Source organism: Novosphingobium sp. (assembly GCF_965228995.1).
Classification (GTDB): Bacteria; Pseudomonadota; Alphaproteobacteria; order Sphingomonadales; family Sphingomonadaceae; genus Novosphingobium.
Genome location: NZ_OZ245852.1, coordinates 2,045,920 through 2,070,886, shown reverse-complemented (window position 1 = coordinate 2,070,886; position 24,967 = coordinate 2,045,920). Strand labels below are relative to the sequence as shown.

Sequence of the window (24,967 nt, the reverse complement as noted above, 5' to 3'; positions counted from 1 at the left end):
CGTCCCCGCATCAATTGTATTCGTGTGCTCCGGCGGCTACATGATCGGCAGCCCCCGGGGCCAGGCGCGGTCCCTTAGCACAGGAATAGTTTCCATGGTCCAATTCTCCGCCGCAGATCCGGTCGTCATTCTGTCCTTCGCGCGCACCCCGATGGGCGCCATGCAGGGCGCTCTGTCCGATGTCTCTGCCACCCAGCTCGGCGCCACCGCCGTAAAAGCTGCGGTCGAGCGCGCGGGGATCGCGGGCGAGAAGGTCGACCGCGTCTACATGGGCTGCGTGCTGCCCGCCGGCCTCGGCCAGGCGCCGGCGCGCCAGGCCGCGATCCATGCGGGCCTGCCCACCTCGGTCCAGGCGACGACGGTGAACAAGGTCTGCGGCTCGGGCATGCAGGCCATGATCATGGGCGCCGAAGCGCTCGCATCGGGCAGCATCGACATGGTCGTCGCGGGCGGCATGGAAAGCATGACGAACGCGCCCTACCTGCTCAAGAAGCACCGCTCGGGCGCGCGCATCGGCCACGATACGGCCTATGATCACATGTTCCTCGACGGCCTTGAAGATGCCTACGAAGCGGGCCGCGCCATGGGCACTTTCGCGCAGGACACCGCCAACGATTACCAGCTGACCCGCGAACAGCAGGACGCCTACGCCATCGAATCGCTGCGCCGCGCGCAGACCGCGATTGCCGATGGTGCCTTTGTCGCCGAAATCGCGCCGGTGAAGGTCGTCAGCCGTGCAGGCGAAACTGTGGTCGATACCGACGAGGCCCCCGGCAAAGGCAAGCCTGACAAGATCCCGGCCCTGAAGCCTGCCTTCGCCAAGGACGGCACGATCACTGCGGCCACCTCGTCCTCGATCTCGGACGGTGCCGCCGCGCTCGTTCTCACGCGTGAGAGCGTTGCCGCCGCCGATGGCCTCACGCCCGTTGCCCGCGTTGTCGCCATGGCTGCGCACGCGCAAGCACCCAAGGACTTCACCACCGCTCCCGTCGGCGCCATCACCAAGCTGCTTGACCGTGCCGGGTGGAGCGTGGCCGATGTCGATCTGTTCGAAGTCAACGAAGCCTTCGCCTGCGTCGCGATGTTCGCGATGCACGATCTCGGCATCCCGCATGAGAAGATCAACGTCCACGGCGGCGCGACTGCGCTCGGCCATCCCATCGGCGCTTCGGGTGCGCGCATTGTCACCACGCTGATCGGCGCGCTCCAGCGCCACGGCAAGAAGCGCGGCGTTGCCAGCCTGTGCATCGGCGGCGGTGAAGCCACCGCGGTTGCGATCGAACTGGTCTGAACAGGAAAATAGGGACTGTCCCTATTTTTCAGGCCCCCCCCATTTTTGCTCGGCACAAATGGGGAGGTGGCCCGCCATCAGGCAGGCCGGAGGTGTAGTCTCAATCGGCACCCCAGACAGCGGCCTTGGCCACAAAACCGCGCCGGCCGTCGATATCGAACTTGCACCAGGCCGCGCCGCAATCGCCCAGCTTGCCTGTCACCCCCGGCTCGGCGCGCCACAGCAGGCGGCCCGAACCGTCGGAATTCTCACGGATTTCGGCAATGCCGCCCTTCACCGTCGCGGTGCGCGTGCGTGAGAGGAACTGCGCGAGCATCCAACCGCGCGCGCCGTCGATATCCTCGACAAGCCGCCATCCGCCGATCATGCGCAGCACCTTCATCGGCAGCCCTGCGCGCACATAGACCCAGCTGATGCGGTATTCGCGCCCCGGCCCAACGCGCAGATTGGCGGGCTGGCCGCGCAGCGAGGCCCAGTAGGGACCGCTGTCATCGTCCGCAGCGCGCACCGGCGCGGCCATCAGCATGGCCAGCACCGTCATGGCCAGCACCATCAGGATTGCAAACCGGGGTCCGCCACGCCTCACGATCAACCGTCCTCCATCACCCGCGTTCCACCCTGCGATACAGCATTCGCGGCCTTGGGCAACCGGGTGCTTGACCGGAGGCGGCGAGGCGGCATAGCGATAGGTCATGGCCCCCGCTCACACCCCCGCCGGTTCCCCAGGCGCCGACTACCGGCCCACCCGCCGGATCGAAGGCCGCCCCCGCGTCTTCGTGACTCGCCGCCTGCTGCCCGAGACCGAGGCGCGCATGGCCGAACTGTTCGACGTGACGCTCAATCCCGATGATCGGGCGCTGTCGCAGGACGAGATCAGGGCCGCGATGCAGGAAGCCCATGTGCTTGTCCCCACCGTCACGGACCGGATCGATGCGGAGCTCATTGCCGCCGCCGGCCCGCAGCTTGGCCTCATTGCCAGCTTCGGCGCAGGCACCGACCATATCGACCTCGCCGCAGCCCGTGCGCGCAAGATCCTCGTCACCAATACCCCCGGCGTATTTACCGATGATACGGCCGACATGACGATGGGGCTCATCATCGCCGTCTCGCGCCGCCTTGCCGAAGGCGGCCGCGTGATCCGCTCGGGCGATTGGGCCGGGTGGGCGCCTTCAACTCTCCTCGGCCACCGTATCAGCGGCAAGCGCCTTGGCATCATCGGCATGGGCCGCATCGGCCAGGCCGTCGCTCACCGTGCGCGCGCCTTCGGGCTCGAGGTGGTCTACCACAATCGCCAGCGCCTCCCCGAAGCGTTCGAGCGCATGGTCGGCGCGCGGTATGAGGCCGATATCGATACTCTGGTGAGCGAGGCGGACATCGTTACGCTCCACTGCCCCTCGACTCCCGAAACCCACTTCCTGATGGACGCGCGCCGTATCGCGCTGATGAAGCCCGAAGCCTATCTCGTGAACACCGCGCGCGGCGATGTGGTGGATGAGAACGCGCTGATCGAGGCGCTTCAGGCCGGCCGCATCGGCGGTGCCGGGCTCGACGTGTTCGCGCACGAGCCGAAGATCGACCAGCGCCTGCTCGCACTCGGCAATGTCTCTTTGCTGCCTCACATGGGCAGCGGGACATTCGAGGGGCGCACCGCCTCGGGCGACAAGGTCATTGCCAATATCCGCTTCTGGGCCGATGGCCACCGTCCGCCCGATCAGGTACTCGAAGGCTGGGCGTAAAACAGAACAGGCCGCGTGGGGGAGAATTGCCAATGAAGAAGTTCATCGCGGTGGCACTTGCCGCCAGCGCCCTCGCGCTGCCTGTTCTCGCCCATGCCCAGAGCGCAGACGTGCCGGTTGAAGCGCTCGACGCGGCTGACAGCGGCGATACGGCCTGGCTGCTCGCTTCGACCGCGCTGATCCTGCTGATGACACTGCCCGGCCTTACGCTGTTCTATGGCGGACTGGTGCGCGCCAAGGGCTTCCTTGCGGTGGCCATCCAGATCGGAGCGATTGCCGCGATCACCTCGCTGCTGTGGATCATGGTCGGCTACACGCTTGCGTTCGGCCCGGTTTCGAATGGGTGGATCGGTGGCGGCTCGGCCTGGATGCTCGCCCAGCTCGGCAATGTCCGCGAAGGCACGCTCGTTCCAGAGAGCGCTTTTGCCCTGTTCCAGATGATGTTCGCGGCAATCACGCCCGCGCTGATGGTCGGCGCCTGGGTCGATCGCGCCCGCTTCGGCTGGGTTGTCGCTTTCGCCGCGCTGTGGACCCTGATCGTCTACGCCCCTGTCGCGCACTGGATCTGGGGCGGCGGCTGGCTTGCGAGCCGTCTCGGCACCATGGACTATGCCGGCGGCATCGTCGTCCATACCACCGCCGGAGTCTCCGCGCTCGTCGTTGCGCTGCTGCTCGGCAAGCGCACCGGCTTCCCCAAGACGCAGATGCTGCCGCATTCGCCTGCGCTCACCATGATTGGCGCGGCGATGCTGTGGGTCGGCTGGTTCGGCTTCAACGGCGGCTCCGCGCTCACCGCCACCGACGATGCGGCCTCGGCGATCATCAATACCCATGCCGCCGCCTGTGCTGCCGCGCTCGCATGGCTCGTCATCGAAAAGATCAGCATCGGCAAGCCGACCTCGGTCGGCTTTGCCACAGGCGCAGTGGCCGGACTGGCGACGGTCACGCCGGCCGCGGGCTTTATCGCTCCCGGCGCGGCCATCGTCTTCGGCCTTGCCGCCGCGGCTGTCTGCTACCCGATGATCCTCCTGGTGAAGCGCCGCTTCGAAATCGACGATTCGCTCGATGTCTTCGCGGTACACGGCGTGGGCGGCATCATCGGTTCGCTGCTCCTCGCGGTGTTTCTCGAACCGTCGCTCGGCGGGATCGGCTACAACGAAGGCATGGGCCTCGTCCGCCAGCTCTTTGCGCAGGGCGCCGGGGTCGGCGTCGTGGCAGGCTGGAGCGCGCTCGGCACGGTAATCTGTGCGCTAGCCGTCGCCATGGTCATCCCGATGCGCGTGAGCGAGGACGAGGAGCGCGAAGGCCTCGATCTCACCAGCCACGGCGAACGCGCGTGGGAGTTCGAATAAGGTGGGGCGCAAGGCAAGGCTCGCCGCCTTCATCGAAGCCGTGTGGAACCGCGGCGATGCCGCCGCTGTACCGGGCTATCTCGCCCCGGCCTACACCATCCACCATGATCCCGGCGATCCATGGGAAGGCCGCACGCTGGACCCTGCCGGGTTTGCCGAAAGGCTGCTGCAATCGCGCGCGCCGTTCCCGGATCAACGCTTCACGGTGCTGCGCATGGCCGAAGACGAAGACGCCGTGATCATGACCTGGACGTGGGAGGCCACGCATCTGGGCGATTTTCCCGGATTCCCCGCCACCGGCAGCACGATCCGCATGTCCGGCGCGACGGCCTACGGGTTCGACAGTGAAGACCGGATCACCGGCCACTGGCAGATTGCCGACCGGCTCGGCGTGTTCCAGCAGTTGCAGGCGAACCGGACCTAGAGCTCTTCGCGCAAGATCCGCAGCACCGCCGCCACCGCACCGCGCGCGCTGGCCAGTTCGAAGTGCTTGTACGGCACTTCCACTAGCCGGTCAGCCTGCCCCGCCTCGCCCGCAGCGCAGCGTGCTGCGACGATGCCGTCTCGCTTTGACCAGACCGCAATCGTTCGCACAGGCGGCTTCACGCCCGGGTCCTCTGGAAAGGGCGGCGCATCCACCGTGTGATCGTTGAGCGCCTCATAGACCCGCCAGGCGTTGTTTGCCCGGCGGTCGCCCGAAAAGGGCGAACCGAGCGTTACCACCAGCCTGCAGGCACCGGGATGCCGCTGCGCCAGCACGCGCGCAAACAGGCCGCCAAGGCTCCAACCGATCAGCACGACCGGCTCGCCGGTGCGCGCTGCAAGGTCGCACATCCGCGCTTCGAGCCGGGCGATCTGCGCTGGCCGGGCGCCGGTATTGAGCCCCTGCTCCCAGCCTTCGACGACAAATCCCGCCTTGCTGAGCGAATTGCGCAGCAGCGCGGTCGAACGATCGTTCGAAAGCAGCCCCGGGATCACGATAACTGGCCGCCCCTGCCCGAACGGCGGCACGACGACAGGGCGGCGCAAGGGCGCCGCCTGGATCTGCGGCAAGGCCAGGAACTCCAGCGCCCAGCGCCAGCGCGGCGGGGCCTTGGCGGGGTCTGCTGCCAAAGCCTCAGTCCCCCGTCAGGATGCGGTCCACCAGCTGCTTCACGGTGGGCGTGAAGTTGTTGGAATAGAACGGGTCCTGCTTGAAGCGATAGGCCGCGTGCCCCGCAAACATCAGGTTCTCGTCGATCGGCCCGCCATGCGCGATTTCCTGCAGGGTTTTCTGGATGCAGAAGCTGCGCGGATCGGCGAGGCGCCCGGTGGTGTAGTCATCGTGGTCCTTCCACGAAGAGAACCCGCAATGTGAAAGGCAGCCCATGCAGTCCTTCTGGTCCTGCTGGATTTCCTCGCGCTCTGCCATCGTCACGAAGACCACGGTATCGTCGGGCGTGCGCAGCGCATGGGTAAACCCGGCGCCGAACCATGTGCGGGCGCGGTCGCGGTCCGCCGGAGTCACCCAGAAGTTCTTGCCCTTCACCCCGACGTCGAGCTGCACAGTATGCTCGCCGGCGGAGACCTTGGAATAAGGAATCTGCCGCTCGGAGCGTGCTTCCAGCGCGCGCAGGAACGGGTTGCGCACGGCGGAGGAATAGAACCCCGTCGGCGAGAAGCGGTGGAGCAGCACATCACCCGGCTCGAGCGTGCGCAGATGCTCCTTCCAGGCCTGGGGAATCGGGCTTTCCTCGGTCAACAGCGGACGCGTGCCGAACTGGAAGGCAATCGAGCCAAGCTCGGGGTTGTCGATCCAGTTGTCCCACTCGCGCAGGAACCACACGCCGCCTGCCATCACGATCGGCACGCTATCCGGCACGCCCTCGGTACGCATGACCTCGCGCAGCACCTTCACGCGCGGATAGGGGTCCTCTGGCTTCTTCGGGTCCTCGGCGTTGGAGAGGCCATTGTGACCGCCTGCCAGCCACGGATCCTCATAGACCACCGCGCCCAGAAGCTCGGGCACCTTGTGATAGGCCCGCTTCCACAGCGCGCGAAACGCGCGTCCCGAGGAAACGATGGGCAGATAGTTAACCCCGTAGCGCGCCGCGATTTCGGAAAGCTTGTAAGGCATGCCCGCGCCGCAGGTGACCCCGGAAACGAGGCCCCTGGTCTTCTCCAGCACCGCTTCGAGGATCGGCTGCGCGCCGCCCATTTCCCACAGGACGTTGATGTTGATCGCGCCCCGCATGCCATTCGGGCCGCTGGCCAGATCATAGGCGCGGCGCACCTGTTCCACTGCGCCATCAATGGCATAGCGGATCAGCTGCTCATGGCGCTCCTTGCGGGTCAGCTGGTTATAGACCTGCGGGACGATCTTGCCGGTGGGATCATAACTGTCGGCATTAACCGCGCTGACCGTGCCGATTCCGCCCGCAGCCGCCCACGCGCCCGAACTGGCATGATTGGTCGCCGCGACACCCTTCCCACCCTCAACAAGAGGCCACACTTCGCGGCCGCCATACAGGATCGGCTTCAAACCCTTGAACGCAGACATCGTCTTCCCTTAGAGACCCCCAACCTTGCCCCCACCGGCATAAACCCCGGCATGGCATGATCGCATCTTGCTCGGCTCCGGCGGCCCGCTGCCCGCGGGTACGAACTGAGCATAATAGCCTGATACATCCGGCTTACGGCGAAACGCGGTCAAGCGAAAGCCCGCTGTCTCGAATTCGCAAAAAAGCAGGGCCGATGGCGTCCCGTGCTGATCGGTCGGCCGCTCCGCATCGACCACGATCACTGAGCCACCCGCCTTGAGCGCCGGCCACAGCCGCCACAGGAAAGGATAAGGTTCGGCGATCTCATGGTACATGTGAATCATGAACACGCGGTCGAAGCTTCGCGGCGGCAGGCGCGGATCATCTGGAGCGCCCTGCTTGATCGAGACGGTTGTCAGTTGCTCGCGCTCGATGCGCGCGCCAAGCCGCCGCAGCGCGCCCTCGTCGATGTCCTGCGCCAGCACGCGGCCCTTTTCGCCGACGCGCGCCGCAAGCCGCACCGTGTAATAACCCTCGCCCGCGCCGATGTCCGCGACCGTCATGCCGGGCGCAACTTCGGCCTCGTCCATCACGCTGGACGCTTCGCCCTGCTTGTCCCGCAGCTGCTCGGTCGACCACTGGGTAGAAACAATCCTGGCCACCGGCCGCTCCGCACGCGGAAATGCCCGGTCCTGCGGCGCGCGATCGGCATCGCCCGCATCGGCGCGGCAGGCGGCCAGCGCCAGCAGCCCAGCCAGCAGCCCAGCCACCGGGACTGAGCGCGTGCTCAATCGTCGTCTTCCACGGTCACCTTCTCGCCGGTCACCCGCTGCGCAAGCGCGGCGGCCATGAAGGGATCGAGCGCGCCATCAAGCACGTCGGTCGGGTTGGTGCTGACGACGCCCGTGCGCAGGTCCTTCACCTGCTGATAGGGCTGCAGCACGTAGGAACGGATCTGGTGGCCCCAGCCGATCTCGGTCTTGGCCGCATATTCGCCGCTCGCCGCGGCTTCGCGCTTGGCGAGTTCGGCTTCATAGAGCCGCGCCTTCAGCATGCCCATCGCGGTCGCGCGGTTCTTGTGCTGCGAACGGTCGATCTGGCTGGCAACTACGATGCCCGAAGGCACGTGCGTGATGCGCACCGCCGAATCGGTCGTATTGACGTGCTGACCGCCCGCACCCGAGGCCCGATAGGTATCGATCTTGAGGTCAGCCGGATTGATCTCGATATCGATATTGTCGTCGATTTCGGGATAAACCCAGACCGAGCTGAACGAAGTGTGCCGCCGCGCCGAACTGTCATAGGGGCTGATTCGCACCAGCCGGTGCACGCCGCTTTCGGTCTTGGCATAGCCGTAGGCGTTCTCGCCCTTGATCAGCAGCGTGGCGCTCTTGATCCCCGCCGCTTCGCCCACGTGGTAATCCAGCAGATCGACCTTGAAGCCATGGCGCTCGGCCCAGCGCGTGTACATGCGCTGGAGCATTTCGGCCCAATCCTGGCTCTCGGTGCCGCCCGCACCTGCGTGGACTTCGAGGAACGCATTCGATCCGTCCGCCTCGCCCGCGAGCAGCGCCTGGACCTTGTCCTCATCCGCGCGCCCGGCCAGCGCCGCCAGCGTCGCCAGCCCCTCGGCCACGGTCGCTTCGTCGTCCTCGGCTTCGCCCAGTTCGATGAACTCGATCGCGTCGGCCATCTCGCGGCTGATTTCGTTGACCGCACCGATGGAGGCCTCAAGCCGCCGCCGCTCGCGCATCAACACCTCGGCCGCCTTGGGATCATCCCACAGCTTGGGATCCTCGACCCGCGCGTTCAGCTCGTCGAGCCGCCGCACGGCGCGGTCCCAGTCGAGGAACTTGCGCACCAGCCGCAGCGCGGCTTCGATGCGATCGATGTGGGCCTGCCCTTCGGCACGCATGACGGGTCTCACTCCAGATTGCGGGAGCCAAGCCGCTTAGCGAAGCCGCGCGCCTTGTAAAGAGGCGCCGGGACTGCGGCGTCCGGCGCTCAGCCCTTCTTCAGCTTCTGGACCGCCTCGAGCGTGAGCTTCACGTGATCGCGATAGTCCATGTCCGAATGAACGAGGACGATCTTGCCGTTCTTCGCGATCACGTAGCTGGTGCGCTTGGTCAGCCCGCTGGAAATGCCGGCGACCTTGAGCGAAACGTCATAGGCCTTGATCACGTCCTTCGATGCGCTCGCCACGGTAAACTTGTCGCGGCATTCGGCGGTGGAGAACTTCTGCAAGGTCGGCAGATCGTCATTCGACATGCCAATTACCGTGGCGCCGGCTGCGGCAAATTCCGCCGTCGCTTCGGCAAAGGCGTGCGCTTCCATCGTGCAGCCCGAGGTGAACGCCTTGGGATAGAAATAGAGCACCACCGGCCCCTTCGCGAGCAGGGCCTTGAGGTTCACCTTCATCGGCTTGCCGGCAAGGGCACCCATCGTGGTGAAATCGGGCGCGGTGGCGCCCTGCGCCAGTTCCGCGTTGGCCGCAGCAGGAACGAAAAGGGCGAGCGCCGCAGCAGCGGCCAGCATGTGCTTGATCATGACGCGCTATCTATCAGCATGATGCGCTGGCGGGAACCGGCAAATGGTGCAGGCCGTTCGCAGCCCTCCCCCAGCCGCGCCTAGTAGATGCCGCCCTTGTCTTCGACGAAGTCGCCTTCTTCCACCGGCACGTCTTCGCCGCCGGCATCGGCGCCCTTGGCCGCGCGGGCTTTGCGGATCGCCTCGAGCACCGCGTCCTTGAGCGTCTGATCCTCGGGCCGGAACGTCCGGGTCGGTTCGCTGTTGGGCTTGAACGCCTCCCAGATGATCGAAGCCTGTCGTTCGTAGTCCTGCGGCGTTCCGCCAAAGACCTGCCGTCCGCTCACGCGGTCGATCTTCACCATGCGGATACCTTCGGGCACGGTGAAGGGCGTGTCGCTCCAGTGCTTGCGCGTCAGTTGCACGAAGTCCTTGAAGATCGGCGCAGCGATCCGCCCGCCCTGCGCATAGCCGCCAAGGCTGCGCGGCTGGTCATACCCAAGGTACAATGCGCTGACGATATCGGGCGAGCCGCCGGCAAACCACACGTTGGTCGGACCCGATGTGGTGCCGGTCTTGCCGAACAGCGGCAGCTTGAGATCGGCCAGCGTCAGCGCGGTCCCGCGCACGACGACGCCTTCCAGCATATGCACCACCTGGTAGGCTGTGCGCGGATCCATCACCTGCCTGCCGGTCACCTTCATGCGCGGCATCGGCCGCCCGTCCCACTGCGCCATGTTGCAGCCGTTACAATCGCGGTTATCGGCCTTCCAGATCACCTTGCCGTCGCGGTTCTGCACATAGTCGACCAGCGTCTGCTCATGCTGGCGGCCATGGTTGGCAAGCGCGGCATATGCATTGGCCATCTTCGCGGCGGTCGTATCGCCAGCGCCCAGCGCCATCGAGAGATAGGGCTGATAATCGCCGATGCCGACGCCCTTGATCGTGCGGACCACCTTGTCCATGCCGATGTCGTTGGCGATGCGCACGGTCATCAGGTTGCGCGATTGCTCAAGCCCCCAGCGCATCGTGTGGCTGCCCGAACCGCCTTCGTTGCCGAAGTTGCGGAAGCACTTCTGCCCCAGCGCCGCGCCCTGATAGACGCAGAACGTGCCATCGAGCACCATCGAGGCCGGAGTCATCCCGTTATCGAGCGCTGTCGCGTAGACGAACGGCTTGATCGTCGATCCGGGCTGGCGCGCCGCCTGCGTCGCGCGGTTGAACGAGCCGAGCCGCGAATCAAACCCGCCCTGCATGGCCAGCACCCGCCCGCTCTGCGGATCCTCGACCACCATGCCGCCCGAAACCTCGGGAATCACACGAACCGACCAGCCCCCGCCCGAAGGCGCCGCCGCGATCACGTCGCCCGGCTTCATCGCGCTCGGCATCGCCCAGAGCGGACCGGTGCTGCCATCGGCAAAGCCGATCCGGCCATCCCCTCCCTGATTATTGGCGCCGCGCCGTTCCAGCACTACGCCGATCCGCCAGTCCTGATAGTGGATCGAAAGGTTGCTGGTGATCAGTTCGGATTGCCAATTCCCCGAAACATCGAGCTTCGAGATCGGCCCGCTCCACGCCCGTCCGCCGCTGAAGCGAAGGAGCCCCGTACGCAGCGCCGACTGCGCGGCCGTCTGCAGTTCGGTATCGAGCGAAGTCCGCACCCACAAGCCGCCCGCATAGACGCTGTTAGGCCCGTCGTCGGCATTCTCCCCGAATTTGTCGATCAGCTGGCGGCGCACTTCCTCGAGGAAATATCCCGCATCCGCCGTGTAGTTCTCTGCCCGCCGCTGCACCAGGCCAAGCGGCTGTGCCTTCGCCTCGGCGGCCTCGGCCGGTGTTGCCCAGCCGTTCTTGACCATCTGGTCGAGCACATAGGCACGCCGCTCCAGCGCTTTTTCCGCAAACTTGGCGCGGCCATAAGTCTCTGGCGCCTTGGGCAGGATCGCGAGGAACGCGACTTCGTGCAGCTTCAGGTCGCCCACGTCCTTGTCAAAATAGGCACGCGCCGCAGCCTGCACGCCAAAGCTCTGCCGCCCCAGCGGGATCTCGTTGAGATAGAGCTCGAGGATCTGCTGCTTGGTCAGCACGCTTTCGATGCGCCGCGCGAGGATCATTTCCTTGAGCTTGCGCGTGACCGAATATTCGTTGCCGATCAGGATGTTCTTCGCGACCTGCTGGGTAATCGTCGATCCGCCGCGCGCGCGCTCGCCCGATCCGAACTTCAGCGTGTAGTCGATCATCGCGCCGATCAGACCGGTGATATCCACCCCGCCGTGGCTGAAGAACGACTTGTCTTCGGCCGAGAGGAAAGCGTGGATCAGCGGCTCGGGAAAATCGACATAGCGCAGCTGCACGCGCCGCTCGCGCGCGTAACTCGAGACAATCTCGCCATCATTGCCGCGCACCATGGTTGGCAGCGGCGGCTGATAGGTCAGCAGCTTGTCCGCCGATGGCAGGGTGCGGATCACCGTGACCCAGAGGAGCGCGTAGAGAAGCACCAGCACGCCCAGCGCATAGCCGGCGCGGCGCACCCAGACCTGGTCGCGCCAGAGCTGCCGGGCCCGGCCCAGAATGCCCGCCGCATTGCGCTGGATGCGCCAGCGCACAGAGGTACCGTCAGGGTCGGGAAGTCCAGGGTCGTTAGCCATCTGCGCCGCGCTTTAGCATGGCCTTTCGCCCGATTGCCAGTGGCCAGCTTCAGGGAATGGCCGAGGCGACCGTCGTCCGGGCAAGGTAGATCTCGATTGCCGAGGCCACGGCGGCGGCAAAGCTCTTGCGCCAGCCCGGATTGACCAGCGCGCGGGCATCGTCCGGGCTGCTGATATAACCGGCCTCGATCAGCGCCGAAGGCAGGTCGAGCGATTTCAGCACGACAAATGCAGCCTCGCGCTCAGGATCAGTGTGGAAGCGCACCTTTCCGTCCCCCTCGCGCAGGACCAGCGCAGCAAAGGCCTGCGACCGCGCGCGCATTTCGCGCTGCGAGAGACTGACTAGGATCGCCGTCACCGCATCGGACTTGCCGCCGAGGTCCACCCCGTTCACCGTATCGGCCTTGTTTTCCCGCCGCGCGACCGCATCGGCCACGGCATCGGATCCCCGGTCGGACAGCGTGTAGACTGTGGCGCCGGTGGCATCGGGCGATTCCGAAGCGTCGGCGTGGATCGAAATGAAGAGATCCGCTTTCAGCCGCCGCGCAATTCCCGAACGTTCTTCCAGCGCGAGAAAGCGGTCACCGTCTCGCGTCAGGGCCACGCGCACCCGTCCGTCTGCCAGCAACGCATCGCGCAGCGCCAGCGCGAGCGTAAGCGTTATCATCTTCTCGCGCTCGCCGTGCTGCCCGCTCGCGCCCGGGTCATGCCCGCCGTGCCCTGCATCGATCACCACCAGTGGCCGGCTCGCATCGGCCGGGCCCTCCACCTTCGGCAGCCCGATCGCGCCCGTCCGCTCGGGCATGGTGATCCGCACGACATAATCCGGGCGGCGCGCCGGTTCCCACCGCGCCAGCGCAAGCAGGATCGCGGCGGCCATCACCACGGCCAGCGCAGCCCCCAGCCCTACCGCAATCACCACCCGCCTCGTCATGGCTCGCGGCTATGCAATGCAGACTGCCAGCCGGTCCAGCGGAATTGCTACGTGGTTCGCGCGGGGCTGACACATGCCCGCAGCCTCACTGTCATGGTTTTAATTGCTGGTTGGCAAATCCGGTGCTAGCAGTGCCAATCTGGAACGAGCCCGGAATGGCCTCGGCTCCGCCCCCGAAACGCGATGCGGCAAATGATCCCGTATCTCAGTTTATCGGAACAAGGCGCTGCCCTGGTTGGATTTTTTTGGCCCGCGCCTGAAGTACCAGCGAAAAGGCACAGGCCCTGCCCAGCCTTTCTCGCGCCAGAGGTTGATGTCTTGATGCAAATCCGTGCACCGTTCGAGCCGAGGAGCCCTTCAGGGGCCCGTGCGGGCTTGGCGGGCATCGGTCCGTGCCAGTCGCCACGGACCATCTTCAAGACAGACACGCACCAACCGCCGCCGGGCGGCGAGCGCTTGGGGACCGCGCATGCGTCCCTTCCCGCGCTGCGAACCGGCAAATCCGCATTCGCGAAACGCCCTGTTCCGGCCCCGGCACCTGCCAGGCCCGGCCAAGACGGCTATCGCGCTTTCACATTGAACCGCGCCCAGAACCCGGGTTCACCCCCGAGGCCGCGCGGCTGGAGACTTTGTAATGACAACGCGCATGCTGATCGATGCGCGCCACCAGGAAGAAACCCGGGTGGCGGTGCTCAATGGCAACAGGATTGAAGAGTTCGATTTTGAATCTGCTGATCACAAGCAGATCAAGGGCAACATCTATCTCGCCAAGGTAACCCGCGTCGAACCGTCGCTTCAGGCGGCGTTCGTCGATTTCGGTGGCAATCGCCACGGGTTCCTCGCCTTCAGCGAAATCCATCCCGATTACTACCAGATCCCCAAGGAAGACCGCGAGGCGCTCCTTGCCGAGGAAGCCGCCCACGCCGAGGAAGAAGCCGCGCTGCGCGCCGCTGATGAAGCCGAGCACGGCGACCTTGATGACGAGGAAGGCGGCGATGACCGCTACGACTACGACGGTGATGAAGGCGTCACCGAAGTCGATACTTCGGAGAAGGACGAAGTCGCCACGATCGAGGGCGGCGTCGTCGAAAACGGTTTCGAAGACGAAGACGGCAACGGCGGCGACGAAGCCGACGATGAGCAGGGCGAAGAAGGCGGCGAAGACGGCCGTTCGCGCCGCCCCCGCCGCCAGCGCGCACCCCGCGCCCAGGCGCGTGAGGCCGACGATCTGCGCGCCCGCCGCATGGCGCTGCGCCGCCGCTACAAGATCCAGGACGTGATCCAGCGCCGCCAGGTGCTGCTTGTCCAGGTCGTCAAGGAAGAGCGCGGGAACAAGGGCGCTGCCCTCACCACCTACCTCAGCCTTGCGGGCCGCTACTGCGTGCTCATGCCGAATTCGAGCCATGGCGGCGGCATCAGCCGCAAGATCAACTCGGCGGCAGACCGCAAGCGCCTCAAGTCGATCATGGCCGAGCTCGAGTTGCCCCGCACGATGAGCTGTATCGTGCGCACCGCCGGCCTCCAGCGCACCAAGCCCGAGATCAAGCGCGACTTCGACTATCTCGCCCGCCTGTGGGACGAGATCCGCGAACGCACCCTGAAGTCCTCCGCGCCTGCGCTGATCCATTCCGACAGCGACCTCATCAAGCGCGCGATCCGCGACATCTATAATCGCGATATCGAGGAAGTCGTCGTCGAGGGCGAGCACGGGTACCGCGCCGCCAAGGACTTCATGAAGCTGCTGATGCCCAGCCACGCCAAGCGGGTGAAGCAGTATGCCGATCCGGTGCCGCTATTCCAGCGCTACGGCGCCGAGGACCAGCTCACCGCGATGTATGATCCGGTCGTCCAGCTGAAGAGCGGCGGCTACCTCGTGATCAACCCGACCGAGGCGCTCGTCTCGATCGACATCAACTCGGGCCGTTCCACCAAGGAGCATGGCATCGAGGCGACCGCGGTCAGCACCAACCTTGAAGCCGCGCGCGAAATCGCCCGCCAGCTGCGCTTGCGCGATATGGCCGGGCTTGTCGTGATCGACTTCATCGACATGGAGTACGGCTCGAACGTCCGCAAGGTCGAGAAGGCGATGAAGGACGCGCTGCGCAACGACCGCGCGCGCATTCAGGTTGGCCGCATTTCGGGCTTCGGCCTGATGGAAATGAGCCGCCAGCGCCTGCGCACCGGCGTGCTCGAAGCGACGACCCGCGCCTGCCCGCATTGCGATGGCTCGGGCCTCGTGCGGACCGCCTCTTCGGCAGGCCTCTCGGCCCTGCGCATGATCGAGGACGAGGCCGCCAAGGGCAAGGGCACGATCATCACGCTCTATGCCAGCCAGGAAGCCGCGATCTACGTGCTCAATGCCAAGCGCGGCGATCTGGCCGAGATCGAGATGCGCTACGGCGTGACGGTCGAGGTGATCCCCGAGGGCGAGAACGAAGGCGCCAAGATGCGCGTCGCCTCGCGCGGGCCCAAGCCATCGTTCGTGCCGCGTTTCGAGCCCATCATCGAGCCTGAGACGGACATCGACGAGGACGACGACTACGCCGACGAGGAAGAAGCCGAAGGTCAGGACGAGCCGCGCGGCGAACGCCGGGATCGTGACGAAAGCGATGGCGAAGGCGGTCGCCGCAAGCGGCGCAAGCGCCGCCGCGGTCGCGGTCGTGACCGCGATGGCAACGAGATCGCCCAGTCTGCCGCCAGCGAGGGCGAAGCGGGTGACACCGAAGGCGAGGACGAAGGCGACGAGGACGTTGAAGGCAGCGAAAGCGGCGAAAGCGGCGAACGCTCCGACGAGCGCCCCGATGAGCGCGGCCCACGCAAGCGCCGCCGCCGTGGTCGTCGTCGGCGCGGTGGCCGCGGTGATGGCGAAGCGCAGGGCGGCGATGCCGAAGGCGGCGAAGCGCAGGGTGACGAAGCCGATACCGCTGGCGACGAAGCCATCGAGGCTGTCGAAGCGCCGGCTCCGGCCGAAGCTGCCGAGGAAGCGCCCGCCAAGCCGCGCCGTTCGCGTCGCCGCAAGGCAGACGCCGAGCCGGTTGCAGCCGAAGCCGAAGCTGCGGCACCCGAGCCTGCTCCGGAACCGGTAGCAGCCGAGGCCGAAGCCGAAGCGCCCGCCAAGCCCAAGCGCACCCGCCGCAAGAAGGCTGATGCCGCCGAAGCGGCAGCCGAAGCGCCGGTTGCCGAGGTCGTTGCCGAAGCGCCTGTGTCTGAAGCCGAGCCGGAAGCTACGGCCAAGCCGAAGCGTGCGCGCCGCAAGAAAAGCGATTCGCCCGAAGCCGAAGCACCCGCTGCGCCGGCAGAGGAAGCGCCTGTCGCAGAAACCGAAGCGGAAACGCCTGCCGAAGCACCGGCCAATGCCGCCGCTGCTCCGGCCGACGACAAGCCGGGCGAGCCGCGCCGCGGCTGGTGGCAACGCACCTTCGGCGCCTGATCCACAGCGTTCTGGCGCACAAACACAAAGGCCCTCCCCGGCACCTGCGCCGGGGAGGGCCTTTTGTTTGTTTGGGAAGCTCGTCCTGTCAGGCGAGCCGGGTTGCGGTGCCCCATTCCATCCACGCCGCCCAGCGCGGATTGCCCGGCAAATAGCCCTGCCCGATCGGTGAGACATCAAACCCGGCATGTCGGACAGCTGCGGTGATCGGCCTGGTCAGGTGGCAGCCACCGGCAATCGGCTTCCAGAACGGTTCGATTCGCTGCTGCCAACGCTGCACATCCGCATCAGGCGCGCTGCCGTGCTCCAGGAACAGGAATTGCCCGCCCGGCTTCAGGATCCGCTGCAACTCGGACAGCACGCGTTGCGGATCGCTGACCGAGCACAAGGTGTACGTACAGACCACCGTATCGAAGCTCTCGCTGGCGAAGGGGATCGCCTCCCCCACGCCGTGGCGGATATCCGTCGCCCAGCCCTTCCTGGCCGCTTCCGCACGCGCAAAATCGAGCAGCTTGTCGGACGGGTCGATCCCCGCGAAGGACGTTACAGCGTCCTTGTCGTAGAACTGCTGGTTGAAGCCGCCGCCGCAGCCGATCTCGAACACCGCGCCGCGTGCCCGGGGCACCACCTGCCCACGCAGATCCATGATGCCCGGCGCACCGCAGCAGGTGCGAATGAGCCGCGGCACCATGTGCCGGTCCCAGAATGACTTGAAACCCATTGGCGCTTCCCCTCCAAAGCCGACTGACGCTGTTGTTGCACGCTCTGCCGCTGGCCGACAAGCGCCTCGGAAGGTCGTTTCACCGAGTCGAATTATATCTATTTTGCGCCCGATATTTTGCCGATGCCACCCATTTGGAGGGATTATCTCCTTGATATATAGAATTTTTATACAAAGTCACATTCGCGCAAAGCGCATCGGGCGTTAGGGGATTGTTAGAAGGTTATGCGTAGATAAGGCCTTGCTCACCACGGAAGACATAGAGGGGTGGGTGGCGCGTGGGGCGCCAACTCAGGAGATCGAACATGACGCTTTTCAAGAACCTGCTCGCGAACGAAGATGGTGCTACCGCGATTGAATACGGCCTGATCGCCGCTCTCATCGCCGTTGCCGCGATCACCGCCATGGGCGCGCTCGGCAACTCGCTGTCGAACACGTTCAATCTGGTTTCGACCCAGATGAACAACGCTTCGGACGGCAAGCTCTAAGAGCTTCGCGCAAGCGAAACGTTCGGGGGCGGGGAACGAAAGTTCCCCGCCCCTTTCGTTTGTGGTGGAGCCGGCCCGACCTGTCACCATGGGTAGGCCAACTTTGCCCCCTGCCCCCTTGCCCGCCGCCACGGTTTCGCTAAGGACTGTTCATCCTTTTTTCGAACCCGATCAACGTATCTGATCAACAAGGACGGCTCGATGGCGACCTTCACGCTTCCGAAGAATTCCAAGGTCAATGGCAAGTCGCGGCATTTCCCGGCGGCCACGCAAGGAAAGATCCAGAAGTTCAAGGTTTATCGCTACGATCCCGACAGTGGCGAGAACCCGCGCTATGACACGTTCGAGATCGATCTCGACCAGTGCGGCCCGATGGTGCTTGATGCGCTGATCAAGATGAAGGGCGAACAAGACCCGACTCTCACCTTCCGCCGGTCGTGCCGCGAAGGCATCTGCGGTTCCTGCGCAATGAACCTCAACGGCCGCAACGGCCTTGCCTGCACCACCGCGATTACGGACCTCAAGGGCGAGATTCGCATCACCCCGCTGCCGCACATGGAAGTGATCAAGGACCTCGTCCCCGATTTCACGCACTTCTATGCGCAGTACGCTTCGATTCGCCCCTGGCTGCAGACCGTCTCGCCCACGCCTTCGGGCAAGGAGCGCCTGCAGAGCCCCGAGCAGCGCGAAAAGCTGGACGGGCTTTACGAGTGCATCCTGTGCGCCTGCTGCAGCACCTCGTGCCCAAGCTACTGGTGGAACTCCGACAAGTTCCTCGGCCCCGCAATCCTGCTCCAGGCCTACCGCTGGCTGGCTGACAGCCGCGACGAGATGACCGGCGAGCGGCTTGACGAGCTTGAGGATCCGTTCCGCCTCTATCGTTGCCACACGATCATGAACTGCGCCAACGTGTGCCCCAAGGGCCTCTCGCCGGCGCGGGCGATCGCGGAAATCAAGAAGATGCAGGTCGAGCGCTCGCTCTGAGGCGAGCGACTTGCCGCAGCCTGTCATGACCGTCGACAACGCCGCTTTCACTTATGGCCCCTCGGCGGACCATCCCGGCTGGTACACCTGGGACCTGAAGGATCAGGACCGTTTCAACGCCTATGTGATGGGCCCGCTGCTGGTCCGGCGGGAAGACTTGCCCGGCGGCGGCCCGGCGGTCCGCCTCCGCATGTTTCCCGAACGCCGCCACAGCAATCTGCTCGATGCGGTCCACGGCGGGATCACGCTGTCGTTGATCGACGTTTCGTTATTCGCCTGCATGCGTCACGCCATCGATGGCGATGCCGCTGGATCGGTGACACTCGATCTTTCCACCCAGTTCATCGGCGCGGGCATTGTCGGCAAGCCGCTTGATGCGGTGGTCGAAGTGCTGCGCGAAACCCGCCGCCTCATTTTCCTGCGCGGCACGGTGGTGCAGGAAGACCACCTCGTCGCCGCCTTCAACGGAACCGTGCGCAAGCCCTCGGCGCGATGAGCGGTCTGGCGGCCCGCTACGCCGCGCTTGTGGCGGCGGGGGAATTGAAGCCCGATCCCGAACAAGCCGCCGCCGCTATCCGTCTCGATGCCCTCCAGCAGGAGCTGGAACGCCCTGCTCCCAGGCCTGGACTCGTGAGCCGTTTGCTCGGCAGCAAGCCCCCAGCCAGCCCGCGCGGGCTCTACATGTGGGGCGGTGTGGGACGGGGCAAGTCGATGTTGATGGACTTGTTCCACGACACACTCGATGCCCACCCCAAGCGCCGCGCGCACTTTCACGAGTTCATGCTCGATGTGCACGCCCGCCTGCGCGTCGAGCGCCAGAAGGAGCGCGGCGATCCGATCCCGCCGGTCGCTGCCGCAATTGCCACCGAAGCGCGCGTGCTCGCGTTTGACGAGATGGTGGTAAACAACAGCGCCGACGCGATGATCATGGGCCGCCTGTTCACCGCGCTCATTGCCGGTCTCGGCGTTACCGTCGTCACCACCTCGAACCGCGCGCCGAGCGAGCTCTACAAGGACGGGCTCAACCGCGAGCACTTCCTGCCCTTCATCGCACTGATCGAGAACCGGCTCGACGTGGTCGCTCTGAACGGACCCACTGACTACCGCATGGCCCGCATGCAGGGCGTGGGCACCTGGCACGTCCCCAACGGCCCGGAAGCGACCGCAGCGGTGCGCGAGGCCTTCTTCCGCCTGACCGACTATCCGCCGGAGGACAGCGTCCACGTCCCCACCGGCTCGCTCGATCTCGGCGGCGGGCGCTTGCTGCATGTGCCCAAGAGCCTCAAGGGCGTCGCGGTGTTCAGCTTCAAGCGCCTCTGCGGCGAGGCGCGGGGGGCGGCGGATTACCTCGCCGTCGCGCGCAACTACCACACGGTGATCCTCGTGGGCATCCCGCGGCTCGGACCCGACCAGCGCAACGAGGCCGCGCGCTTCGTCACGCTGATCGACGCGCTCTACGAGCACAAGGTTAACCTGATCGCGACGGCCGACGCGGCGCCTGCAGACCTGTACCCCGCAGGTGACGGCCGCTTCGAGTTCGAACGCACGGTGAGCCGCCTGATCGAGATGCAAAGCCGGGACTATCTCGCCCTGGGCCACGGCGAGGACTGAGCGCCCTCCCGGGTAAAGCCGCGCGCCGACGGCGGCGACCACAGACTGCAGCGAAGTTTTGAGGCCCCGAGGCCGCCGTTCAGAGAACAGCGGCGGGGTACAGTGCGTGGCAGCCTCTGCGAATTGCAGCCCGAGTGAGCGCCACAACTGGGCTAGCTGAAGCCGGTCCTAACCGGCAAGCACAGACTAAAACCAAGCGCACAGACACAAAAAAATCCCCATTCTCGGCGATCGTGATGACGTCATGACGTCATCACGATCGATTCGAGTTTGAAGATTTATGCATTTTTTCGGTCCTTCTCTGAGGCACCGAATTCGATTCGGCCATGCTCGGAAAACATCAAATGACGTCAGGAATCCGGAGCATTTCCGATAATCAACGGAAGATATAATGCCAGATCATAAATGCCTCCATCGGGTTGCGATGGTGCAGATATATACTTAATCGGTCTGGTTAACAAGTTCTTAAACTTGCCCGGCGGCTCGGCTCAGGCTGGCCGCATATGTCCTCTCCAGATCGGAATACGTGACAGGCCGGCCCAGAAGATACCCCTGCGCATAATCGCAGCCCATGGACTGGAGGATGGCCAAAGTCTCTGGCCGCTCGATCCCTTCCGCCACCACGGTCTGGCCAAGTGCATGCGCGAGCGTGATCGTGTTCGCCACGATCGCCTGGTCGCGCGGGCTTGTCCCGAGGCGGTCGATGAAGCGCCGGTCAATCTTCAGCTCATCGCTGGGCAAGTCGGCAAGATAGGCCAGACTGGCCTCCCCGGTGCCGAAATCGTCGATCGAGAGGCGGAAGCCCAGTTCGCGCAGCCGAGTCAGGTTCTGGCACGCGGCAGGCCGGTTGCGGACACTCGACGTTTCCGTGATCTCGATCGTCAGCAAGCTCGGATCGATGCTACGCCGGCGCACCGCGTCGGAAAAATTGGCCACAAGGTCAGGCTTGTCGACCATCTGCGCCGAGAGGTTGATGCTCATCTGGAAGCGCGGGCCACGCGCATTGAGCGCCAGGGCAGCCGTAATCGCCAGATCGAGCACCCAGTAAGTCAGGGCATCGATGCGCCCGGCGCGCTCGGCCTGCAGGATGAAGGCATCGGGCGCAATTGGCCCGCGCGTGGGATGATTCCAGCGGATCAGTGCTTCCGCCCCGCACATGCGGTTTTCCTTGAGATTCCACTGCGGCTGGAAGGCCAGCCAGATATCGCCGTTGCGCAGGCCTTCCTCGATCCGCGCGTGTAGCGAAAGCTCCCAGGGCGCTTCGGCAAGGCGGCTGGCCTCGAACAGCTCGATCGCGCGGCCATTGGACAAGGCTTCGTTGGCGCTGGCGAGCGCGGAATTGACCCGGGTGGGGGAATCGAGGCCTTCATTGCGATCCAGCCCGAAGTGGATGTTCGTATCGAAGGTGCGAGTGCCGATCAGCAACGGGGCGGCAAACAGCGCGCGCAGGCCCTCGAGGTGATCGAGCTGCATTTCGAGCGGACGGGCTTCTTCAGCCCAGGCGAAATGGCCGCCATCGCCGTGGTAGATCGTATCGGCCCCGGAACCAGCAGCAATACGCCGCGCGATCTGCCGCGCGCATTCGCTGTGCAGATCCTGCGGCAAAGTCGCGAGGATTTCCTCGTAGCGCGCTACGACGGCGACAACGACATCGGATCCGACCGCAATCGGATTGTTTGCCAGTGCCAGCAGATTGGGCAGGCCCGATGCGCTGGTCAGCTGAATGCGCCGCGCACGCTTCTGCCAGAGCCGGATCGTGCCGTAGATCCCGAGAAAGATGAAGGCCGTGTCTGGCGCAAAAACGATGCCTTGCGTGCGCAGCAGCGCAGGCACAAGCGCGACGGAGCCAAGGGCCGCAACATAGGCCGCAACCTTGCGCCAGCCTCTCGAACGCCGTCCGAACGAGACCAGCAATGCCACGAGCGCGAGGATCGGCAACGAGCCGAGCCGAGGTCCGAACGAGAGGGAGAATGGCGCCTTGAGGCCCTCGGCCCCGGCAATATCGAGCGCGACGGCAGGTGTATAGCTATGGCCGAAATACAGAATGGACGGGGATTTGTTCAACCCGGTCACGATCACCGTTCGTCCTGTCAGATTGCTGGCGCTGGCTGCTCCCGCAACAAGCTCGTGCGAAGCGAGCCGCGGGATCGTCGCAGGATCAACCCTGAAATCGGGGTAGTAATCGCCTTCAAAGCCCGAGCGAACGCCCGCGAGCGCCGCAGAAACCGTGCTGTACTTATGCCCGTCGATGTCGACCGCGTACGGGGCTGAAACGGCATAGAGCACGAAATTCCCGCGCCACGCCGAAACCAGCACCTCGGCATTGCCGGTGATCTGCCGCGGCGGCAGGATAATCGCATCCTTGCCGAAATTGTCGATCTTGTCGGAGCGGGCGATGAAGGCAATGTCAGAGCCGTAGCTGTGGACTTCCCGTGCCAGCCCCGCATCGTCAGCGGCGTTCTCGCCGACCGGCAGCGCCGCATCGATCAGCACGCGCCGCGGCATGCGAAGGCGCAGGCGGCCAAGGATCTCGGTGAGCCCGGCGGAAGTCAGGTTCTTCTGATCGTCGATTGTCAGCAGCACGGTCGAAGCCGGCGCCGGTCGCTGCAGGTTCTTGAACAGCATGTTCCAGTAGCCATGCGCCAGCGGCTCGCCAGCCGCCATCATCGCCAGAAGCAATGTGGCAAGCAGGGAAATGCCGAAAGAGGTACGCAGGAACTGCCGCATGGACCGCCCAGAAGGGATGTTGACACCCGTGCCTAGTCCGAAATGGTTGATATTGGTTTAAGGTTCTGCCGCCAGATTCAACCGTGTATGTTATCAAGTATCTGTTTTATATAACTATATTCAAACTTCTGTCCAACATCAGCAATTGCCAGATAAGCCTGCTGTGATCGCTTGTTCCCGCGATATGCGCCTCCGCCAGAGCGGCGAGGCGTGCTGTGTCGAACCAGCCGGTGCGCGCCAGAGTGCCGCCGGAAACGACCTGCCGCGCTTCCTCGGCGAGCGGCCCGCGCAGCCAGGAGGCGATCGGCGTGACGAAGCCCATCTTCTGCCGGAACAGGATATCTTCCGGCAGATAGCGCCGCATGGCCTCTTTCATCAGCCATTTGCCAGTCTTGCCGCGCACGCGCATTCGCTCCGGAAGTCGCGCGCCGAACTCGATCAGGCGATGATCGAGCAGCGGCTCGCGCGCCTCGAGGCTGACCGCCATGCTGGTGCGATCGACCTTGGTGAGAATATCGCCAGGCAGGTAGAACTTGAGATCGGCATATTGCGCCCGGTCGAGCCCGCTGCGCGCAGGCGCCGCGCGCATCAGTTCCACAAACGGCTGCTCGGCGCGGTAATCGCCGCGCAGCCGCCGGAAATCCTCGGAATAGAGGCTCGCCCGCAGTTCGGGCCCGGTTACCGCCAATGCCCGGGCATAGCCCTCCTCGCCGCTCCCTGCGAGGCTGAGCAGCGTCGTTTTCGCCCGCAAGGGCCGCGGTGCCCAGTCCAGCTTGGGATAAAGCGCACCCAGCCCGCCCAGCAGCGGGCGGCGCAGTGCGGCGGGCATGAAGCCGCGCACTTGCTCCTCGCGGTGCTGGAACGTCTGGCGGCGGTATCCGGCAAAAGCCTCGTCCGCGCCGTCGCCCGATAGCGCCACGGTCACATGTTCGCGCGCCAGCTGCGAGACGCGGTAGGTCGGCAAGGCGGAGGCATCGGCAAAGGGTTCGTCGAACATCGCCGCGAGTTTGCCGACCAGCGCAAAGTCATCCGCGCCCACGATCCGCTGATGGTGTTCGGTGCCATATTGCTCGGCGATGCGCCCGGCATATTCGGTCTCATCGAGCGCCTTCACATCGAAGCCGATGGTGCAAGTCTTCACCGGCTCGCGGCTCGCCTCGGCCATCAGCGCGACGACGCTGGAGCTGTCCACCCCGCCCGAGAGGAACGCGCCCAGCGGCACATCGGCGACCATGCGCGAGGTTACCGCCTCGCGCAGGTGGTGCAACAGATGCGCACCGAGATCCGCCTCGCTCCCACGCTCGCGCGCTTCGAACGAGACGTCCCACCACTGCACCGGCGACGGCGGCGGGGCATCGTGGCGCAGCAGGCGGTAGTGGCCGGCCGGCAGCTTCTCCACGCCTTTCAGGATCGCACGCGTATCGGGCACAAAGCCCCAGGCGAGATAGTCCTCCACCGCCAGTGGATCGATCTCCCGCCGCAGCGAGGGATGCGCGAGGAGTTGCTTGAGTTCGGACCCGAAGATCACGCTGCCATCGGCGAGCGTCGCCATGTGGAGCGGCTTGACCCCCAGCCGGTCGCGCGCCAGCAGCAAGGTGCGCTGCCTCAGATCATAGAGCGCGAAAGCGAACATGCCGTGGAGGCGGGGCAGGCAGTTCACCCCCCACTTCTGCCACGCGGCAAGGATCACCTCGCTGTCGCCGTCGGTGCGGAACGTCGCGCCATCGGCCTGCAGTTCGCGCCGCAATTCGCGGAAATTGTAAATCTCGCCGTTGAACACCAGCATCGCCGCGCCATCGGCCGAGGCCATCGGCTGCGGCGATCCGGCAAGGTCGATGATGGCAAGCCGCAAGTGCCCGAGGCCGACACCCGGCGCAGTCCACACCCCTTGCCCGTCCGGCCCGCGATGCGCCGCAGCTGCGCACATCCGCGCCACCCGGTCCGGATCGACAGGCTTCAGGCCCTCGGTATGAAAGATCCCGGCAATGCCGCACATAGGC

General features: G+C 65.3%; 20 protein-coding genes. 9 read left to right on the top strand and 11 right to left on the bottom strand.

Annotation, left to right across the window (positions count from 1 at the left end):
- Positions 1-94 precede the first annotated feature (94 nt).
- Positions 95-1,291 carry an acetyl-CoA C-acyltransferase gene (locus ACO056_RS09705; RefSeq protein WP_421846215.1) on the top strand — a complete coding sequence of 399 codons (1,197 nt, stop codon included), beginning with the start codon at positions 95-97 and terminating at the stop codon, positions 1,289-1,291.
- 100 nt (positions 1,292-1,391) lie between these two features.
- Here ACO056_RS09705 and ACO056_RS09700 read toward each other — a convergent pair whose 3' ends face one another.
- A complete protein-coding gene (locus ACO056_RS09700) occupies positions 1,392-1,985 on the bottom strand; it encodes an SH3 domain-containing protein (RefSeq protein WP_421846214.1) in 594 nt (197 codons plus the stop codon).
- On the opposite strand from ACO056_RS09700, the gene ACO056_RS09695 reads away from it, so the two are divergent.
- Genes ACO056_RS09695 through ACO056_RS09685 form a run of 3 tightly spaced genes read left to right on the top strand, consistent with a single transcriptional unit; the run spans position 1,984 to position 4,803 of the window.
- Positions 1,984-3,027 carry a 2-hydroxyacid dehydrogenase gene (locus ACO056_RS09695; RefSeq protein WP_421846213.1) on the top strand — a complete coding sequence of 348 codons (1,044 nt, stop codon included), beginning with the start codon at positions 1,984-1,986 and terminating at the stop codon, positions 3,025-3,027. The two genes, ACO056_RS09700 and ACO056_RS09695, sit on opposite strands and share 2 nt — an antisense overlap.
- A 32-nt stretch (positions 3,028-3,059) precedes the next feature.
- Positions 3,060-4,379 carry an ammonium transporter gene (locus ACO056_RS09690; RefSeq protein WP_421846212.1) on the top strand — a complete coding sequence of 440 codons (1,320 nt, stop codon included), beginning with the start codon at positions 3,060-3,062 and terminating at the stop codon, positions 4,377-4,379.
- 1 nt (position 4,380) lies between these two features.
- Entirely contained in the window at positions 4,381-4,803 is a 423-nt protein-coding gene (locus ACO056_RS09685) for an ester cyclase (RefSeq protein WP_421846211.1), read from the top strand.
- Here the strand turns inward: ACO056_RS09685 and ACO056_RS09680 are convergent.
- The 7 genes from ACO056_RS09680 to ACO056_RS09650 all read right to left on the bottom strand — a co-directional run bounded on the left by ACO056_RS09680 (position 4,800) and on the right by ACO056_RS09650 (position 13,006).
- Positions 4,800-5,492 (bottom strand): esterase/lipase family protein, encoded by a 693-nt coding sequence (locus tag ACO056_RS09680; protein WP_421846210.1) that lies wholly within the window; start codon positions 5,490-5,492, stop codon positions 4,800-4,802. The genes ACO056_RS09685 and ACO056_RS09680 overlap by 4 nt on opposite strands.
- Positions 5,493-5,496: 4 nt before the next feature.
- Positions 5,497-6,918 (bottom strand): NAD(P)H-dependent flavin oxidoreductase, encoded by a 1,422-nt coding sequence (locus tag ACO056_RS09675; protein ID WP_421846209.1) that lies wholly within the window; start codon positions 6,916-6,918, stop codon positions 5,497-5,499.
- Positions 6,919-6,927: 9 nt separating this feature from the next.
- Entirely contained in the window at positions 6,928-7,689 is a 762-nt protein-coding gene (locus tag ACO056_RS09670) for a class I SAM-dependent methyltransferase (protein WP_421846208.1), read from the bottom strand.
- Entirely contained in the window at positions 7,686-8,813 is a 1,128-nt protein-coding gene (prfB, locus tag ACO056_RS09665; protein WP_421846207.1) for a peptide chain release factor 2, read from the bottom strand. The genes ACO056_RS09670 and prfB overlap by 4 nt, the downstream gene beginning before the upstream one ends.
- Before the next feature lie 89 nt (positions 8,814-8,902).
- Complete coding sequence (locus ACO056_RS09660; RefSeq protein ID WP_421846206.1) at positions 8,903-9,445, bottom strand: peroxiredoxin; 543 nt, start codon at positions 9,443-9,445, stop codon at positions 8,903-8,905.
- Positions 9,446-9,525: 80 nt separating this feature from the next.
- Positions 9,526-12,072 (bottom strand): penicillin-binding protein 1A, encoded by a 2,547-nt coding sequence (locus tag ACO056_RS09655; protein WP_421846205.1) that lies wholly within the window; start codon positions 12,070-12,072, stop codon positions 9,526-9,528.
- 49 nt (positions 12,073-12,121) lie between these two features.
- A complete protein-coding gene (locus ACO056_RS09650) occupies positions 12,122-13,006 on the bottom strand; it encodes an N-acetylmuramoyl-L-alanine amidase family protein (protein WP_421846204.1) in 885 nt (294 codons plus the stop codon).
- A gap of 634 nt (positions 13,007-13,640) precedes the next feature.
- Between ACO056_RS09650 and ACO056_RS09645 the strand changes: the two genes are divergently transcribed.
- The gene (locus tag ACO056_RS09645; protein WP_421846203.1) at positions 13,641-16,436 is read left to right on the top strand and encodes an Rne/Rng family ribonuclease; all 2,796 of its coding nucleotides are present in this window, start codon (positions 13,641-13,643) and stop codon (positions 16,434-16,436) included.
- A gap of 88 nt (positions 16,437-16,524) precedes the next feature.
- Here ACO056_RS09645 and ACO056_RS09640 read toward each other — a convergent pair whose 3' ends face one another.
- On the bottom strand, positions 16,525-17,157 hold the full coding sequence (locus ACO056_RS09640) for a class I SAM-dependent methyltransferase (RefSeq protein ID WP_421855227.1): 633 nt from the start codon (positions 17,155-17,157) through the stop codon (positions 16,525-16,527).
- Between the two features lie 305 nt (positions 17,158-17,462).
- On the opposite strand from ACO056_RS09640, the gene ACO056_RS09635 reads away from it, so the two are divergent.
- The 4 genes from ACO056_RS09635 to zapE all read left to right on the top strand — a co-directional run bounded on the left by ACO056_RS09635 (position 17,463) and on the right by zapE (position 20,240).
- On the top strand, positions 17,463-17,645 hold the full coding sequence (locus tag ACO056_RS09635; protein ID WP_421855224.1) for a Flp family type IVb pilin: 183 nt from the start codon (positions 17,463-17,465) through the stop codon (positions 17,643-17,645).
- 201 nt (positions 17,646-17,846) lie between these two features.
- The gene (locus tag ACO056_RS09630; protein ID WP_421855222.1) at positions 17,847-18,629 is read left to right on the top strand and encodes a succinate dehydrogenase iron-sulfur subunit; all 783 of its coding nucleotides are present in this window, start codon (positions 17,847-17,849) and stop codon (positions 18,627-18,629) included.
- Between the two features lie 25 nt (positions 18,630-18,654).
- Positions 18,655-19,125, top strand: a complete 471-nt coding sequence (locus ACO056_RS09625) for a PaaI family thioesterase (RefSeq protein WP_421855448.1) — start codon at positions 18,655-18,657, stop codon at positions 19,123-19,125.
- On the top strand, positions 19,122-20,240 hold the full coding sequence (zapE, locus tag ACO056_RS09620; protein WP_421855219.1) for a cell division protein ZapE: 1,119 nt from the start codon (positions 19,122-19,124) through the stop codon (positions 20,238-20,240). Before ACO056_RS09625 ends, zapE begins: the two co-directional genes overlap by 4 nt.
- Positions 20,241-20,705: 465 nt before the next feature.
- On the opposite strand, the gene ACO056_RS09615 is transcribed toward zapE, so the two are convergent.
- On the bottom strand, positions 20,706-22,967 hold the full coding sequence (locus tag ACO056_RS09615) for an EAL domain-containing protein (RefSeq protein WP_421855216.1): 2,262 nt from the start codon (positions 22,965-22,967) through the stop codon (positions 20,706-20,708).
- A 106-nt stretch (positions 22,968-23,073) separates the two neighbouring features.
- Positions 23,074-24,963, bottom strand: a complete 1,890-nt coding sequence (locus tag ACO056_RS09610) for an XrtA/PEP-CTERM system amidotransferase (protein WP_421855213.1) — start codon at positions 24,961-24,963, stop codon at positions 23,074-23,076.
- Positions 24,964-24,967: the final 4 nt, after the last annotated feature.